At 73.6% G+C, this 13954-nt stretch carries 14 protein-coding genes; 8 read left to right on the top strand and 6 right to left on the bottom strand.

Translation table 11 applies throughout. The features are described from left to right. Window positions 1-41: 41 nt before the first annotated feature. The 5 genes from fdhF (at window position 42) to IEX42_RS09600 (ending at window position 5320) form a co-directional block, all read left to right on the top strand. Complete coding sequence (gene fdhF / locus IEX42_RS09620) at window positions 42-3155, top strand: formate dehydrogenase subunit alpha (protein ID WP_188779575.1); 3114 nt, start codon at window positions 42-44, stop codon at window positions 3153-3155. Then, on the top strand, window positions 3155-3565 hold the full coding sequence (locus IEX42_RS09615; protein WP_188779574.1) for a helical membrane plugin domain-containing protein: 411 nt from the start codon (window positions 3155-3157) through the stop codon (window positions 3563-3565). The genes fdhF and IEX42_RS09615 overlap by 1 nt, the downstream gene beginning before the upstream one ends. Window positions 3566-3594: 29 nt before the next feature. Further along, a complete protein-coding gene (locus tag IEX42_RS09610) occupies window positions 3595-3819 on the top strand; it encodes an SCO4848 family membrane protein (RefSeq protein ID WP_188779573.1) in 225 nt (74 codons plus the stop codon). A gap of 57 nt (window positions 3820-3876) precedes the next feature. After that, window positions 3877-4467, top strand: coding sequence for a hypothetical protein (locus IEX42_RS09605; RefSeq protein WP_188779572.1), 591 nt, complete (start codon window positions 3877-3879; stop codon window positions 4465-4467). Window positions 4468-4537: 70 nt separating this feature from the next. Further along, a complete protein-coding gene (locus tag IEX42_RS09600; RefSeq protein WP_188779571.1) occupies window positions 4538-5320 on the top strand; it encodes a hypothetical protein in 783 nt (260 codons plus the stop codon). Here the strand turns inward: IEX42_RS09600 and IEX42_RS09595 are convergent. Beyond that, window positions 5305-6168, bottom strand: a complete 864-nt coding sequence (locus IEX42_RS09595; protein WP_188779570.1) for an iron-sulfur binding domain-containing protein — start codon at window positions 6166-6168, stop codon at window positions 5305-5307. The two genes, IEX42_RS09600 and IEX42_RS09595, sit on opposite strands and share 16 nt — an antisense overlap. Window positions 6169-6250: 82 nt before the next feature. Here IEX42_RS09595 and IEX42_RS09590 point away from each other — a divergent pair, with 82 nt between their 5' ends. Further along, window positions 6251-7006 carry a hypothetical protein gene (locus tag IEX42_RS09590; protein ID WP_188779569.1) on the top strand — a complete coding sequence of 252 codons (756 nt, stop codon included), beginning with the start codon at window positions 6251-6253 and terminating at the stop codon, window positions 7004-7006. 10 nt (window positions 7007-7016) lie between these two features. Here IEX42_RS09590 and disA read toward each other — a convergent pair whose 3' ends face one another. After that, window positions 7017-8093 (bottom strand): DNA integrity scanning diadenylate cyclase DisA, encoded by a 1077-nt coding sequence (gene disA, locus IEX42_RS09585; RefSeq protein ID WP_188779568.1) that lies wholly within the window; start codon window positions 8091-8093, stop codon window positions 7017-7019. A gap of 70 nt (window positions 8094-8163) precedes the next feature. Next, a complete protein-coding gene (radA, locus tag IEX42_RS09580; RefSeq protein WP_188779567.1) occupies window positions 8164-9561 on the bottom strand; it encodes a DNA repair protein RadA in 1398 nt (465 codons plus the stop codon). Window positions 9562-9689: 128 nt separating this feature from the next. Between radA and IEX42_RS09575 the strand changes: the two genes are divergently transcribed. Next, a complete protein-coding gene (locus tag IEX42_RS09575) occupies window positions 9690-10703 on the top strand; it encodes a LacI family DNA-binding transcriptional regulator (RefSeq protein WP_229660751.1) in 1014 nt (337 codons plus the stop codon). Here IEX42_RS09575 and IEX42_RS09570 read toward each other — a convergent pair. The 3 genes from IEX42_RS09570 to IEX42_RS09560 all read right to left on the bottom strand — a co-directional run bounded on the left by IEX42_RS09570 (window position 10693) and on the right by IEX42_RS09560 (window position 12941). Next, complete coding sequence (locus IEX42_RS09570) at window positions 10693-11307, bottom strand: class I SAM-dependent methyltransferase (RefSeq protein ID WP_229660750.1); 615 nt, start codon at window positions 11305-11307, stop codon at window positions 10693-10695. The genes IEX42_RS09575 and IEX42_RS09570 overlap by 11 nt on opposite strands. 116 nt (window positions 11308-11423) lie before the next feature. Then, window positions 11424-12062, bottom strand: coding sequence for a VOC family protein (locus IEX42_RS09565; protein WP_188779565.1), 639 nt, complete (start codon window positions 12060-12062; stop codon window positions 11424-11426). Window positions 12063-12137: 75 nt separating this feature from the next. Continuing rightward, a complete protein-coding gene (locus tag IEX42_RS09560) occupies window positions 12138-12941 on the bottom strand; it encodes a DUF3109 family protein (protein WP_188779564.1) in 804 nt (267 codons plus the stop codon). A gap of 35 nt (window positions 12942-12976) precedes the next feature. Here IEX42_RS09560 and IEX42_RS09555 point away from each other — a divergent pair, with 35 nt between their 5' ends. After that, window positions 12977-13936, top strand: coding sequence for a Ppx/GppA family phosphatase (locus IEX42_RS09555; RefSeq protein ID WP_188779563.1), 960 nt, complete (start codon window positions 12977-12979; stop codon window positions 13934-13936). The last annotated feature ends 18 nt before the right edge of the window (window positions 13937-13954 follow it).

The raw sequence follows: 13954 nt of genomic DNA, 5'->3' as shown, positions 1-13954 counted from the left end.
GGGTCTTCGGCGATGTGACCTGGGCGACGTAGGTTGTCCGAGTGACTCTCAGCCCTGAGCAGGACCGTGACCGCCGGGCGACCTGGGCGCCACTCTCCGAGGACGCCGCGGCCCCGCCGGACCGGCACGTCACCGTCCGCGTGGACGGTCGCGACCTCACCGCCGTCGAGGGCCGACCGCTGATCGAAGCGCTGGTGAGCCGCGACGGCACCCCGGGGACGTTCCCCTCGGTCTGCTACCACCCGGCCCTCGGTGCGATCCAGACCTGCGACACCTGTGCGGTCGAGATCGACGGCGAGGTGGTCCGCGCCTGCGCGACACCGGCCACCGACGGTCTGGAGGTGGGCCTGGGCGGCGCGAGTGCCGACGCGCGCGAGCAGGCCGGGCAGCGGCTGGTCCGCAAGCACACGCTGTACTGCACGGTCTGCGACCACAACGACGGTGCCTGCACGCTCAAGAAGGGCGTCGAGGCCACCGGGCTGACCCACGAGACGATCGGGTTCGAGCCGAAGCCGTACGAGGTCGACGACAGCCACCCGTTCTACCGCTACGACCCCGACCAGTGCATCCTGTGCGGCCGCTGCGTCGAGGCCTGCCAGGACGTCCAGGTCACCGAGACGCTGTCCATCGACTGGGGCTCGGACGACCCGCGGGTGCTGTGGGACGGCGGCGTCCCGGCGGGGGAGTCCTCGTGCGTCTCGTGCGGCCACTGCGTCAGCGTCTGCCCGTGCAACGCCCTGATGGAGAAGTCCATGCTCGGCAAGCACGGGCTGATGACCGACTGGCCCGGTGACGTGCGCAAGCTGGCCATCGACCTCGTCAAGGACGTCGAGCCGACGACCGGCTACCTGCCGCTGTACGCGTTGTCCGACGCCGAGGCGAAGGCCCGGATGAGCGTCAACGACGTCACCAAGACCGTCTGCACGTACTGCGGGGTCGGCTGCTCGTTCGACGTGGTCACCAGCGACCGCGACATCCTCAAGATCCAGCCGTCGTACGACGGACCGGCCAACTCCATCTCCACCTGCGTCAAGGGCAAGTTCGGCTGGGACCACATCAACGCCTCCGACCGGCTGACGAAGCCGCTGGTCCGCGACGGGCAGCGGTTCCGCGAGACCACGTGGGACGAGGCGCTCGACGTCATCGCCGAGCGGCTCGGCGCGATCAAGGGCGAGCACGGCGCCGACGCGCTCGGGGTGATCGGCTCCTCGAAGGCGACCAACGAGGAGTCGTACCTGACGATGAAGCTGGCCCGGCAGGTGATCGGCACGCACAACGTCGACAACTGCTCGCGCTACTGCCAGGCGCCGGCGACGCAGGGCCTGTGGCGCACCGTCGGGTACGGCGGCGACTCCGGCTCGATCAGCGACATGGAGCGCGCGTCGTTGGTGATCATGGTCGGCACGAACACCGCCGCCTCGCACCCGGTGATCGCCTCGCGGCTGCGACGGGCCCAGAAGCTCCACGGGCAGCAGCACGTCGTCGCCGACCTGCGCCGCCACGAGATGGCCCAGCGGGCGGAGATCTTCCTCAAGCCCGCGCCCGGCACCGACCTGGTGTGGATGTCGGCGATGACGAGGTACATCCTCGACGAGGGGCTGGCCGACGACGACTTCCTCAAGCAGCGGGTCAACGGGCTCGACGACTACCGCGAGTCGCTGGCGGCGTACACCATCGAGTACGCCGCCGAGCGCACCGGCATCGACGCCGACACGCTGCGCAGCACGGCGCGCACCATCGCCGCGGCCGAGTCGGTGTGCGCGCTGTGGGCGATGGGCGTCACCCAGCACTCGATGGGCTCGGACACCTCGACGGCGATCTCCAACCTGCTGCTCGTGACCGGCAACTACGGCCGGCCCGGCACGGGCGCGTACCCGCTGCGCGGGCACAACAACGTCCAGGGCTGCAGCGACTTCGGCACGATCAACACCTTCTACACCGGCTACCAGCCCGTCTCCGACGAGGCCGTCGCCGACAAGTTCGCCGCGGCCTGGCACATCGACCGGCTCCCGCTCGAGGGCGGGTTGGACAACCACGGCATGGTCGACGCGATCCAGGAGGGCTCGCTGCGCGGCCTGGTCGTGATCGGCGAGGAGATCTCCCTGGTCGACGCCAACGTCAACTACGTCCAGGAGGCGCTGACCAAGCTGGACTTCCTCGTGGTCTCGGAGCTGTTCTTCTCCCGGACCTGTGAGTTCGCCGACGTGGTGCTGCCGGCCGCCGCCTCGCTGGAGAAGGACGGCACGTTCACCTCCACCGAGCGGCGCATCCAGCGGCTGAACAAGGCGATGGACCCGATCGGCGAGGCCCGGGCCGACTGGCGGATCCTGCAGGGCATCGCCGAGCGGATGGGCACCGAGTGGGGCTACACCCACCCGAGCGACATCATGGGAGAGATCGCCGACCTGACCCCGATGTTCGCCGGGGTGAGCTACGAGCGGCTGGAGGGCTACCGCTCGCTGCAGTGGCCGGTCGCCGAGGACGGCACCGACTCGCCGCTGCTCTACGAGGAGTCGTTCCACTTCGACGACGGCAAGGCGCGGCTCTACCCGCTGGAGTTCCGCGAGCCGGTCAACCAGACCACCGACGAGTACCCGCTCCACGTCAACAACGGCCGCACGCTGGAGCACTTCCACGAGGGCAACATGACGCTGCGCTCGGAGGGTCTCTCGCGCATCGAGCCCGACACGTACGTCGAGATGACCCAGCGCACCGCCTCCGAGCAGGGCGGGTTGAGGACGGGGGACTGGGTGAAGCTGATCAGTCCCAGCGGCGAGATGTCGGCGCGGATCCTGCTCTCCGACGAGGTCGCCGACGGCGAGGTGTACGTCCCCATGCAGGCCGGTGAGATCAACCGGCTCACCTCCAACGACACCGACCCCGACTCGCACACGCCGGCGTACAAGGAGACCTCGGCCCGCGTCGAGCGCACCGACGGCCCGATCGAGCGGCGCGGCGGCTGGCGTCGGGGCGCCGACCGGGCACGGCACGGTGCGCGGGACCGGGAGGACGTGCCGACCGGGTCGCCGCTGCCGCCGCACCACCACCGCTACGGCCACCCGACACCGCAGCTGGGCGTCCGGGTGGACCTGAAGTGGGAGCGCGAGGACTACGTGCCACCCACCGAGACCGAGCCGAAGGGGGCGAAGGCGTAGTGGCCGAGCCGATCAGCTACCTCCCGCCGGTGCCGGAGGACACGGGTGCTCGCGACGAGGTCGACGACCTGGTGCAGGCGCTGCACGAGAGCGGCCTGCTGCGGGTGATGGCGGGCGGGGCCCGGGCGTACCCCCAGCTGCTGCGCACCCTGCTGCAGTCGATGGACGCCAACGCCCTGCGCTCGGCGATCGAGCTGGGTGGGGCGCTGCGCGACCTGGACCCGGACGAGTCCGCCCGCGTCGCGGCCGGCGTACGACAGGCCCGCGCCGACGCCGTCGCCGCGGCCTCGGGCCGGCCGGAGGGACCGCTCGCGCTCCTGCGCCGGCTGCGCGACCCCGACACCCGGCGCGGGATCGCCGCCACGCTCGCGGCGCTGGCCGCGATCGGCCGGTCGCTGCCGCGCTCCTGAGGCGTGTCCGTGGCCCGTACGCTCGTGGCGTGAAGCTCGAGCGCAAGCACGCCGTGGTCCTGCTCGTCGTCGCGGTGTGGCTGGTCCTCACCTGGGCGCGGTTCATCGTCGCGCTGGCGACGACCGACGGCGAGCCCACCGGCTACTACGTCGCGCACTCGGTGCTGATCGTGGTCAACTTCGTGATCGCCGCGGTCCTGGGCGGCTGGGGCCTGAAGGCACTGCGGGCGGGCTCGCGGTCTACCTCTGACTGATTCGCTGGCACTACCCTGGTCCGGACACGACCAGCGCACTCGGAAGGGACGGCCTCGGTGGCTGAGCACGACAGTCGCGACGACGATCGCGACCCCGCACACGTGCCCGACGAGGGCGCGATGGCCAGTGCCCTGGTCAAGATCGTCGGGATCGCCGTGGTGATCGGCCTGGTCCTCGGTGGCGGGATCTTCGTCGTGGTCAGTGCGCTCGGGGTCGGCAGCGACGAGTCGCCGACCGCCGACCTGCCGGCGGGCGGGTCGTCGCGCTCGCCGCTGCCGACCGTGGCGCTGACGCCCTCGGGTGCGCCGTCCTCGACCACCTCCGGCGACCCCAGCGAGTCGCCCAGCGAGTCGCCGTCGGAGAAGCCGAAGGGCAAGCTCACGCTCGCGGCCGGGCAGTCCCAGGTCGCGCCCGGGCAGCAGATCGACCTCACCGGTCAGTACGCCGGGAAGGACGGCACCGTCCTGCAGGTGCAGCGACGGACGGGAGGCTCGTGGCAGCCGTTCGCCGACGTGACCGTGCGAGTGCGTGGCGACGACTTCTCGACCTACGTCGTCACCTCGCAGAACGGCGAGCAGAGGTTCCGCGTGCTCGACCAGGGGACCGGAACCGCGTCCAACCCGGTCACCGTCACCGTCGGGGGCTGACCCCGACGGTTGTCCACAGGCGGCGACGCCGTCGCTGGACGGTGGCCCGTCGCCCGGGTAGACCGAGGCCATGACCGGGCTCGCGGGGGTGCTGCTCATCCTGGTCGGTGCTCTCGCGCTGGCCCGTGCCACGTGGGTGGTGCGGGGCCGCCGCTCCCCAACGCCGCGGCCGCACGCGCCGGTCCGGCCGCACCGGGTCGACCTCCTCGGTCGTGCGCTCGCCTCGCTCGCGCCTGCTGCGGCCTACGCGGTCCGGCTCGCGGACCGTGAGGTCCGGGTCCTGGTCGCCGGTGACCTCCCGGCCCCGTGGGTGCGGCGCAGCGACGGGTGGTGGTCGGTGGCGGGTGACGACCTGCCCGTGGCATCCAGGCCGGGGTCGTACGCCGCGGTGGTACGGCTGGCCGTCGAGGACGGCTCGGACGTGCTCGTCGACCTCGGTCGTGCACCCGGGCTCGTCTCGCTCGGCGGCGACCCGGCCCTCGCGCGGCGGACGGCCCTGCAGGCGGTCCGCGACCTGCTCGTACGCACCACCGTGGCCGAGCTGGAGGTCTCGACGCCCACCGACCCGGACACGGCGCCGGAGCTGCTGGGCGGCGTGGACGAGCCGGTCCCGGACGACGTGCTGGTCGGCCGGGTGGCACCGGTGCGCGACCGGCGTCTGCGGGTGCTCGTGCTGCAGTCCCCGCCGAGCCCCGCGGTCGCGCGACGGCTGACCGCGCTGGTCGAGAGCCGGGAGGCGTCGGTGGCCGTGCTCGTCGTCGGCGACAGCCCCGAGGCGCGGTGGCGGCTGGCGGTGGACCGTACCGGTGCGCTCGACCTCGGCGAGCTGGCCCTGGCTCAGGGCAGCGCGTAGCGGCCGCGCTCGGTGCGGACGACGAGTCCGTCGGCCAGCAGCGAGTCCAGTGCTCGCCGTCGCTGCACCGGCTCGGCCCACGCCGTGTCCAGCCGGTCGGCGGCCACGCTGCCGGGGCTGTCCCGGAGGACCGCCAGCAGGCGGCCACGGCACTGGCGGTCGGTGCCGTCGTAGGTCTGCACCCGACGCGGCGCCTCGGCGTCGGGGAACCCGGCGGACCGCCAGCGGCACGTCCCGCTGAGCGGGCACTGCTCGCAGCGGGGCCGCCGGGCCGTGCAGACCAGGGCGCCGAGCTCCATCACGGCGACCGCCCAGGTGGCCGCCGTCGCCGGGTCGTCCGGGAGCAGCGCGGCGGCGCGGTCGCGCTCGGGCCGGGTCGGGGACGTCCCAGGGAAGGCGCGCCCGCCCAGGGCGCGCTCGAGGACGCGGCGGACGTTGGTGTCCAGCACGACGTGGCGCTGGCCGAAGGCGAACGACGCGACCGCCGCGGCGGTGTAGTCGCCCACGCCCGGCAGCGCCAGCAGCGCGGCGTGGTCGTCGGGGACCTCGCCGCCGTGCCGCTCGGTGATCGCCACCGCTGCGGCGTGCAGCCGCAGCGCCCGCCGCGGGTAGCCCAGCCGGCCCCAGGCGCGCACCGCCTCGCCGCTCGACTCGGCCGCCAGGCGCGCCGGCGTCGGCCAGCGCTCCAGCCAGGCCTCCCAGACCGGCAGCACCCGCGCGACGGGCGTCTGCTGCAGCATCAGCTCGCTGACCAGGACGCCCCACGCCGATGCCTCGGGCCGGCGCCAGGGCAGGTCACGGCGGTGGTCGTCGTACCAGTCCAGGAGCGTGTCGTGCAGGGTCGTCATGGCCAGCCCAGGCTACGGAGCAGGCGCGGTGCCCCCGCGTGGCCTCCCCGATCCCGGGCACGGCGGTGCTTACGGTGCACCAGTGAGCAACCCGAGCCCCGTCACTCGGCCCCGAGGCCCGTTGCCCCCGCGCGTGTACTGGTTCCGCCGCGGTCTGGTCGTCGGCCTCGCGGTGCTCCTGGTCGGCGGGCTGGTGGCCCTGGTCGGCTCCTTCGGTGGCGACGACCAGCCCTCCGACCGTGCGGTGACAGCCGCGGCACCGGCGTCCCCGACGGGCACCCCCTCGCCGAGCACGTCCACCTCGGCCTCGCCCTCCACCGCGCCGTCGACGACCCCGTCGACCGCGCCGAAGAGGTCGGGGAAGGCGCTGTCGGCCGCGACCGGTCTGTGCGACCCGAAGGACGTGACGGTCCGGGCGGCCCCGAAGCAGACCGTGGGTGGCAGCGCGGTCACGATCCCGCTGGTGCTGACCACCGACGGGGACGCCTGCACCCTCGCCGTGTCGGCCAAGACCGTGGTCGCCAAGATCACCAGCGGCTCGGACCGGATCTGGTCCAGCCAGGACTGCCCGGCCGCGATCCCCGCCACGTCGGTGACGGTGCGGCCGACCGACGAGAAGGCCACCGCGATCAACCTCGCGTGGTCCGGGCGGCGCTCCACGGAGGGCTGCGCGGGCGGCACCGCGTGGGCGCGGGCGGGCAGCTACCACGTCGTCGCCGCGACGTACGGCGGCCAGCAGAGCGACGTCCAGTTCGCGCTCGGGGTCCCGCCGCGACCGGTGGTCACGAAGACTGCGAAGCCCAAGCCGACCAAGCCGGTGGAGACCCCGAAGGGCTGAGCCCGGGTCCTCAGGAGTAGCGGTCGACCACGCTGGACTCGGCCAGCCGGGTGAGCGCCTCGCGCACACCTCGCGCCCGCAGCTCGCCGACACCGTCGACGAGCTGGAGGTCCTCCGCGGAGGCGGCGAGGAGCTTCTGCAGCGAGCCGAAGTGCTCGACCAGCCGGTCGGCGACGAGGATCGACAGACGGGGGACCCGGGCGAGCAGCCGGTGCCCGCGGGGGGTGAGCGCGGAGTCCAACGGCTCGGTGGAGGGCAGGCCGACGACCGCGGCGACGGCGCCCGGGTCGACCAGCTCGCCCTGTCCGAGCCTGCCCAGCGCGTCGAGGATCTCCTCGGTGGAGCGGCGCCGGCGCAGCCGAGGGCGGTAGTCGCGCACCACCATCACGCGGTCCAGCTCGACACCGGTGATCAGCTCGTCGAGCTGGAGCGAGAGCAGGCGACCGTCGGTGCCCAGCTCGAGGACGTAGCCCTCGATCTCGCGCGCGATGCGGACCACCATCTCCAGCCGCTGGAGGACGACGGCCACGTCGCGCACGGTGACGAGGTCCTCGATCTCGAGGGCGGACAGTGCGCTGGAGACCTCGTCGAGGCGGTTCTTGTAGCGCTCCAGCGTGGCCAGCGCCTGGTTGGCGCGGGACAGGATGGAGGCGGTGTCCTCGAGCACGTGCCGCGTCTGGCCGACGTACGCCGCGATGATCTGCATCGACTGCGACACCGAGATCACCGGCCAGCCGGTCTGCTTGGCCACGCGGTCGGCGGTCCGGTGCCGGGTGCCGGTCTCCTCGCTCGGGATCGAGGAGTCGGGCATCAGGTGGACGGCCGCCCGCAGGATCTGCGAGCCGTCCTCGGAGAGGACGATCGCGCCGTCCATCTTCGCCAGCTCGCGCAGCGCGGTGGAGGTGAACGGCACGTCGAGACGGAAGCCGCCGGTGGCCAGCGCGTCCACGGTGCGGTCGTGGCCCATCACGATCAGTGCGCCGGTGCGGCCCCGCAGGATGCGCTCGAGCCCGTCGCGCATGGCGGTCCCGGGCGCGATGGTGGCCAGCGTCGCCCGCAGCCGCTCCTGCTCGTCATCGTGATGCATCGTTCGACCTCCCGCGGGGGAGTCTAAGGTGATTCGCTCGAACCGGCCCAGGCCGTATTCGTGGCCGGGCTCACGCGACCTCGCTGGCACGTCCGGACAGGCCGACCAGGCGCAGGGCGTCACGCAGGTGACCCACCTCGACCACGCGCATGCCCTCCACGATCCGGCTGCGGCCGTTGCTCTCGGGCCGCTCGGCGGGCACGACCGCGAGCCGGAACCCGAGGCGGGCGGCCTCGGCCACGCGCTGGGTCAGGTCCGGGACCCGGCGCAGCTCGCCGGACAGGCCGAGCTCGCCGATGGCGACCGTCTGCTGCCCGAGCGCTCGCTGCGCCGTCGCCGAGGCGATGGACAGGGCCACGGCGGTGTCGCTGGCGCTGCCCACCAGTCGTGCGCCGCCGACGGTGGAGACGAAGACGTCGTGGCTGGTCAGGCGGATGCCGGCGTGCTGCTGGAGCACGGCGAGGATCATCGCCACGCGCGAGCCGTCGACGCCGGAGGTCGTACGACGGGGGCGCTCCGCGCCGGTCTCGGCCACCAGCGCCTGCACCTCGGCCAGCATCGGACGACGCCCCTCCATCGCCACCGACACGCACGTGCCGGGGATCGTGCCGTGGTGGGAGTCGAGGAACAGGCCGGTCGGGTCGGCGATCGCGACGATCCCGTCGGAGGAGAGGTCGAAGCAGCCGACCTCGTCGACGGGGCCGTAGCGGTTCTTGACCGCGCGCACCAGGCGCAGCCGGGAGTTGCGCTCGCCCTCGAAGTGCAGCACCACGTCGACCAGGTGCTCGAGCACGCGGGGTCCGGCGATGCTGCCGTCCTTGGTCACGTGGCCGACGAGCACGGCGGTGATGTTGCGCAGCTTCGCCGTGCGGATCAGGGCCGCCGCGACCTCCTTGACCTGCGAGACGCCGCCGGGCACGCCCTCGACGTCGGCGGCGCTGATCGTCTGCACGGAGTCGATCACCAGCAGCGTCGGACGCACCTCCTCGATGTGGCCGAGGACGGCGCCGAGGTCGGTCTCCGCGGCGAGGTAGAGCTCCTCGTGCACGCCGCCGGTGCGGTCGGCCCGCAGGCGGACCTGGGCCGCCGACTCCTCGCCGGTGATGTAGAGCGTGCGCTGCCTCGTGCGCGCGGTCTGCGAGGCGACCTCGAGCAGCAGTGTCGACTTGCCGACCCCGGGCTCCCCGGCCAGCAGGATCGCGGCCCCGGGGACCAGGCCGCCGCCGAGCACGCGGTCGAGCTCGGCCACGCCGCTGTCGCGGGCCGCGGACTCCTCGACGGGCACCTGCCCGATCGGCACCGCGGCACGGGTCACGGGGCCCGCCTCCACGCGGCTCTTCGGCGCGGCCGTCTCGGCGACGCTGCCCCAGGCCTGGCACTCCCCGCACCGACCGACCCACTTCGCGGTCTCCCAGCCGCACTCGCTGCAGCGGTAGGCGGGACGGGGTCGGGGCGTGCTCTTGGCCATGACGAGGACGGTAGGCGAGAGGTCCGACAGTTCGTCGTCGGTGCCGGTGGTGTCGGCGCCCGGCGCGGCGTGCGGCGGGACGGTCTAGCCTTGGAACGTTCCAGCACGTGACGGAAGGGGGCCAGGTGGTGAGCGAGACCGCTCCGCCCACGCTGAGCACCGTCGCGTCGCGCGCCGGGGTGTCCCGGCAGACCGTCTCCAACGCGCTGAACAACCCCGAGCTGCTGCGCCCCGAGACCCTGGACCGCGTGCTCGGGGTGATCGCCGAGGTCGGCTACACCCCGAACCGGGCGGCGCGACAGCTGCGCAGCGGAAACTCCCGGCTGATCGGCCTGCGCTTCGAGCCGGCGCAGGAGGGCACGGCCAACGCGCTGATGGACCGGTTCCTGCACACGCTGGTGGAGTCCACCCGCGAGACCGGGCACCAGATCCTGCTCTTCTCCGGTGACCCCGAGGATCCCCTCGACGGGTACGACGACCTGCTCCGCTCGACTGCGGTCGACGCCTTCGTCCTCACCGACACCTACGCAGGCACCCCGCAGGCGGCGTGGCTGCAGGACCGCGACGCCCCCTTCGTGGCCTTCGGGCGCCCGTGGGACGACCCGCGTGCCCACCACGCCTGGGTGGACGTCGACGGCGCGGCCGGGGCGAGGCTGGCCACCGCGCACCTGCTCGAGCAGGGTCACGAGCGGATCGGCTGGCTCGGCTGGGAGCGGTCCTCGCGGATCGGCGAGGACCGGCGCACGGGCTGGAAGGCGGCGATGAGCCGCGCGCAGAAGCCCACCGAGCGGCTCGGCGGCCGGCTGACCGACAACGCCGACGCGGCCCGGATGGCTGCCCACGAGCGGATCGGGATCGGCGCGACGGCGTTCGTCTGCGCCAGCGACACCATGGCCGTCGGCGTCCTCCGGGCGCTCGAGGAGCGGGGGCTGCGCGCGGGCACCGACATCGGGGTCGTCGGGTTCGACGACTCCGCCGTGGCCCAGGTGACGGGGTTGTCCTCGGTCCGGCAGCCGCTGGAGGACGTGGCCGTCGAGGTGGTCCGGCTGCTGCACGAGACCCTCGCCGGCGCGCCCGCGCCCGAGCAGGGCACGGTGCTCGCGCCGTCGCTGGTGGTCCGGGGCTCGTCGGTCAGCGGGTGAGCGACCACAGGTCGACGGCGTAGTCGACCTCCACCCCGTCACCGGGCGGCGTGAGGTGCTCGGCGAGCACGGCGTCCGCCGTGCGCCGGTCGAACTCGATGCGTACGACCGCCTCGAAGTCCTCACGCCGGGTGAAGGACCACCGGATGGTCAGCGGGTGGCGCTCCCAGCCCCGGGCGCGCCAGAAGCGGACGACCCGGTCGTGGTCGATGTCGGGGTAGCCGCGGCGGAACCAGCCGCCGAACGTGCTCCGGCTGCCGTCGTTGTCGATCACGAAGGCGGTCCCGCCCCTGCGCAGGACCCGGTCGACCTCGCGCAGACCGGGCTCGCAGCCCGGCCCGAAGAAGTACGCCCACCGCGCGTGGATCACGTCCACGCTCGCGTCGGGGAGCGGCAGGTCGGTCGCGCTGCCCTGGCGTACGTCGATCCGCGGCTCGCCCGCGGTGCGCCGGCGCGCCATCGCCACCAGCCCGCCGTGGGGCTCGACGCCGATCACCGACTGCGCGCGCCCGTACGCGGAGTCCGCCCAGCGCGGCAGGTGGAAGCCGGAGCCGCACCCGAGGTCGAGGACGGTGCGGTCGTCCCAGGGGGCCAGGCCCGCCATCGTCTGCTCGATCAGCCGGTCGGGGTCCGCGGCGCGGTTCTCCAGCTCGTAGACCGCCGGGTGCTCCCAGATGTTGGGGCTGCGGACCGCGCCCCGCGAGATCCGTGGAGGGGGAGTCAGATCCGGACCATGCCCGTGGCGGTCTGGAACTGCACGGCCAGGACGCCGGGGGTGCCGTTGGGCGCCACCCAGTCCACCTTGACGTCCTCCAGCGGCCGTTCGACGGGCTGGCCGAGCCACTCGCTGACCCGCTCCGGGTCGCCTGCGATCTCGAGCGAGGCGAAGGAGATCTCGCCGCTGGCGCCGCTGCTCGGGTGGTCGCCGCGCTCGGAGCGCCACTCGACGAAGAAGGGCAGCTGCGGGTCGGACTGCAGGCCCTTCACGCCCAGCTGCTTCCAGCGCAGCTCGCTGCCGTCGGGGCGGTGCCGGTTGCCGTTGACCGACTCGCGGCCGAGGCGCTGCTCGAGCTCGGTGATGTCGTCGACCGCGACGACCCAGCCCATCCACCCGCCACCGAGCTCGGAGCGGGCGCGGACGGCCTGGCCGAACGGCGCCTTGTCCGAGGCGGGGTGGTCGAGGACCTCGACGACCTCGAGGTAGGTCCGGTCGCGCAGCGGGAGCACGCGGTTGCGGGTGCCGAAGCGTGGGTGCACGCCACCGTCGCGGAACGGCTCGCCGAGCAGGTCCGAGAGCCGCTCCGAGGTGGCCTCGAGTCCGCCCGGCCCGGCCGCGAACGAAAGGTGGTCCAAACGCATGCCGACGATTGTGAGGGTGCGACGGATCTCACTCGACACCGGGGTGTGTCGCTCCGCGATGCAAGACGCGCGGTCTCAGCCGTCGGACGGTGCGGGGTCCGCGGGGTGCGGTGCCAGCGGGGCTCCGGCGGCGCGTGCGGCCTCGCGCTCCTCGCACAGCCGCACGAGGACGTCGTACGCCGGCCGGCCCATCAGGGCCACCAGCTCGTCGCGGTTGGTCCGGTAGACCGGCTCACGGCCGACGTGGGCCTCGGTGTTGCCCGAGCAGTACCAGTCCAGGTCGTGGCCGCCGGGGCCCCAGCCGCGGCGGTCGTACTCCCCGATCGAGACCTCGGTGTACGAGGTGTCGTCGGGCCGCTCCACGTCGCGGAAGGTGCGCCGCAGCGGCAGCTGCCAGCACACGTCCGGCTTGGTCTCCACGATCGAGACCCCCTCGCGCAGCGCCAGCGCGTGCAGCGAGCACCCGTAGCCGCCCTCGAAGCCGCGCGAGTTGTGGAAGATGCACGCCCCGTCGACGACGCGGGTCTTGAGCTCGGGCGTCTCCGGGTCCTCGGGGTTCTCCTCGGCCTCGACCCAGCCCGCGCGGGCCACGTCGCCGGCCTCGTCGAGGGCGAGGGGGCGCCGCTCCCAGGTGGAGTCGTCGAGGCGCTCGACCCAGCCGGCGACCCGCTCCTGGTCCTCGTCGTCGCTGAAGTGGGCGCCCAGCGTGCAGCAGCCCGCGTCGGGCGAGGTGTCGTACATGCCGGGGCAGCCCTGGCCGAAGATGCAGCTCCAGCGCGACGTCAGCCAGGTCAGGTCGCAGCGGAAGACCTGGTCGTCGTCGGCGGGGTCGGGGAACTCGACCCACGCACGGGGGAAGTCCAGGTCGACCTCGGGCACGGGGCACACCGTAGCCCCCGGGTAGTTTGGGGCCCATGCGCATCGGCGTGCTCGACATCGGGTCCAACACCGGGCACCTGCTCGTCGTGGACGCCCACCGCGGAGCCGCGCCGACGCCCGCCTTCTCCCACAAGCGGCGGCTGCGGCTGGCCGAGCACCTCGACGACGCGGGGGCGGTGTCCGCCGAGGGGGTCGAGGCGCTGACCGACTTCGTCTCGGAGGCGCTGGAGGTCGCGGAGGACAAGGGCTGCGCGGAGACCGTGGGCTTCGCGACCTCCGCGGTCCGCGACGCGGTGAACGCCGAGGAGGTCCTGGCCCACGTGGCCGAGCGGACCGGCGTCGTCGTGGACGTCCTCCCCGGGGAGGACGAGGCGCGGCTGACCTTCCTGGCCGTACGACGCTGGTTCGGCTGGTCCTCGGGTCGCCTCGCCGTCTTCGACATCGGAGGCGGCTCGCTCGAGGTCGCCGGCGGCGGCGACGAGGCCCCCGACGTCGCCTGGTCGATGCCGCTCGGTGCCGCCCGGCTGACCCGCGACCACCTCGCCGGCGGGACCGACGAGGCCTCGGTACGCGCGCTGCGCAAGCTGGTGCGCTCGGCGGTCGCCGAGGACGCCGGCAAGCTGCTGCGCGCCGGCACCCCCGACCGCGCCGTCGCCACCTCGAAGACGTTCCGCTCGCTCGCCCGGATCTGCGGTGCCGCGCCCTCCAGCGACGGTGAGTTCGTGCCGCGCACGCTGTCGGCGGAGGACCTGCGCGGCTGGATCCCCAAGCTGGCCGAGATGAGCGACGACGAGATCGCCGGCCTGCCCGGCGTCTCCGCCAGCCGGTCCCACCAGATGCTCGCCGGCGCCCTGGTCGCCGACGCGGTGCTCGACATCTTCGGCCTGAGCGAGCTGGAGATCTGCCCGTGGGCGCTGCGCGAGGGCGTGATCCTGCGCCGCCTGGACCAGATCACCAGCCAGGACCCCGACGACTCCGGCGACCCGCTCTCGTGAGCGGGTCGACGGGCCCGC

This window comes from Marmoricola endophyticus (assembly GCF_014644415.1).
GTDB classification, from domain to species: Bacteria; Actinomycetota; Actinomycetes; order Propionibacteriales; family Nocardioidaceae; genus Marmoricola; species Marmoricola endophyticus.
The sequence above is the reverse complement of the archived record's forward strand: the minus strand, read 5'-3'. Positions and strand labels throughout refer to the sequence as shown.

Coding starts and splice junctions, on each gene's coding strand:
- IEX42_RS09570 (WP_229660750.1), bottom strand. CDS start 11,307: ATGGCGGGCCTGGCCCCCTGGGACGACCGCACCGTCCTCGACCTCGGG.
- IEX42_RS09600 (WP_188779571.1), top strand. CDS start 4,538: ATGACCGGGCTCGCGGGGGTGCTGCTCATCCTGGTCGGTGCTCTCGCG.
- IEX42_RS09565 (WP_188779565.1), bottom strand. CDS start 12,062: ATGCGTTTGGACCACCTTTCGTTCGCGGCCGGGCCGGGCGGACTCGAG.
- IEX42_RS09555 (WP_188779563.1), top strand. CDS start 12,977: ATGCGCATCGGCGTGCTCGACATCGGGTCCAACACCGGGCACCTGCTC.
- radA (WP_188779567.1), bottom strand. CDS start 9,561: ATGGCCAAGAGCACGCCCCGACCCCGTCCCGCCTACCGCTGCAGCGAG.
- IEX42_RS09595 (WP_188779570.1), bottom strand. CDS start 6,168: ATGACGACCCTGCACGACACGCTCCTGGACTGGTACGACGACCACCGC.
- disA (WP_188779568.1), bottom strand. CDS start 8,093: ATGCATCACGATGACGAGCAGGAGCGGCTGCGGGCGACGCTGGCCACC.